We start from the raw sequence: 2233 nt of genomic DNA, 5'->3' as shown, positions 1-2233 counted from the left end.
CATTTTACTCTTAGGCGTACTGTATTTTTTTGCGACCTCAATATATTCATTAATTGTCACTTTTACAGGGATGCTTGAGAAATTAATCATCTCGCTAATGGCCATTTCCAAGATGATTTTATCTGTAGTAGCTATACGCTCGATATCCCAGTTTTTGGTCTTTTTGGCGATCAAATCTTCATATTCATGATCTACCTCAATGGTTTCTTCAAACAGCTTTACAAAGAACGCTTTGTCGTCATCCCAGTTGTATGACAACTCTTGTATTTCGAACTCTTCTTCGCCATCAGTAATACTTTTTATCGTTTTTACTGTAAGGCTTTTTATAATCGCTCGGTCTTCTTGCCAGTTAAGGTCTTCTTCTTCAAGAAACTTGTCTATTACCTCATTTTTGAAGATGATGTTTTTAACAATATGATTGATAATGCTTTTGTCATCTTCAAAACCTGGCGACTCTAGCTTTATGTAAGATTTGTAGGCCTCATCAGCCTTGACTATATCTCTAAACCAATCCCTGATTTCAGCCTTGTGCTCACTCCAGCTAATATTTCTACGTAAGATAATATCTTCGAGGCTTGTATTTTCTTTTAGGGCTTTGATTAACAAATTTTTAACAAAGTTGCTGTGGTCGATTCTAGGATCTTCTTCAGCCACCTCTGCCAAATCGATGAGCAACAGCAATACTGATAAGTATCGATCAAGTATTTTCTCTGCCTCAATGACCATGTTTTTTTTGAAAAACTTAAAGTCTTTGGCGTTTTGTCTGTGATATTGATTAATAGCTTCGCTTACCGTAACCGCGATTTTTTCTTCGGTATGTTTTACACTACTGTCATTTTTGTAGCTCTTACGATATAAGTCTATGGCCTCTTTTTTCTGACTTTTAAGTAAGTCTTTATCCTGCACCTCCATAGAGTTTAGGTCTGGGGCAAAACTTTCCTTAATAAACTCCTGTGCGAGACCAGAGTTAGCTTCTTTTGACTGACGATAGGCAAATACCGTTTGCATTGCCTTGATTCTGAGTGTTCTTCTATTTAGCATCGATAGATTAGAGAACTTTAAAATATGTTATGAACAAAAGTGGTAGTACCGAGAGGCACTACCACTTTCTAAATATGTTGTCTGCAAAGTTAGCTAAAATGATTATCTCGGCAATTTAACCTTGCCAATATCTTCAATTCGTTTTTCTGCAAGTTTAGTTGCTGCTTCCTGAGAAGAGATGCCTTCTTTAGCAGAAACATCTAAGATGTTAATACAGGTATCATAAATCTTCTCAGCAGTAGTATAAGCTCTATCTCTGTTGTAAGAGCCTAAGTGCTCTTCGTATACATTAATAAGGCCACCCGCGTTGATCAAAAAGTCTGGTGCATAAGTAATGCCCTGCTCGATCAGCATATTTCCATGTCTGATCTCATCTTCTAGCTGGTTATTAGCAGCTCCTGCTACTACCTGGCATTTCAATCTCTTGATCGTATCATCATTGAGGGTTGCACCTAAGGCACATGGAGCATAGATATCCATGTCGAGGTCGTAGATTTCATCCATACCAACTACTTTGGCTCCGAAATCTTTTGATACCTGTTTAAGTTTTTCTTCTGCTATGTCTGTGATGAATACTTCGGCATTTTCTTTCACAAGGTGCTCTACCAAATACATACCTACCTGGCCAACGCCCTGCACACCAATTTTTTTACCTGTAAGACTGTCATTACCATATACTTTTTTGGCTGTAGCCTTCATACCCATGTAAGTACCATAAGCTGTAACAGGTGAAGGATCTCCACCACCTCCCATGCTTTCTGGCAAACCGGTTACATGTTTTGTTTCCATGCCGATATACTCCATATCTCTGGTTTTCATATTTACATCTTCTGCTGTGATGTATTTACCAGCAAGGCTTTCAACAAACTTTCCAAATCTTCTTAGAAACGCTTCGGTTTTTTGTGTTTTTGCATCTCCGATGATTACTGCTTTACCTCCACCAAGGTTGAGCCCGGTGATGGCTGCTTTGTAAGTCATGCCTCTGGAAAGACGCAACACATCTCTTAGTGCTTCGGCTTCTGATGCGTAATTCCACATACGTGTACCACCGAGAGCCGGCCCAAGTACAGTATTGTGAATACCTATAATGGCTTTTAGGCCAGTGGCCTGATCATGGCAAAATACAACCTGCTCATGGCCTAGTTTGGAGACACCTGCAAACACAGAGCTTTTTTCAACTCTCTCCAATTCG

General features: G+C 39.2%; 2 protein-coding genes. Both read right to left on the bottom strand.

Features of this window, described 5'->3' with window-relative positions:
* Nucleotides 1-1041: transcription antitermination protein NusB (locus E1176_RS02095; RefSeq protein WP_155208921.1), on the bottom strand; the 1041-nt coding region annotated here is incomplete at its 3' end.
* Nucleotides 1042-1143: 102 nt separating this feature from the next.
* A partial coding sequence (locus E1176_RS02090; protein WP_425482548.1) for a Glu/Leu/Phe/Val dehydrogenase dimerization domain-containing protein occupies nt 1144-2233 on the bottom strand: 1090 nt, incomplete at its 5' end.

Origin of the sequence: Fulvivirga aurantia (genome assembly GCF_009711475.1) — a bacterium.
Lineage (GTDB): Bacteria > Bacteroidota > Bacteroidia > Cytophagales > Cyclobacteriaceae > Fulvivirga > Fulvivirga aurantia.
Note: the sequence above shows the minus strand (reverse complement) of the source record. Positions and strands in the feature narration are given on the sequence as shown.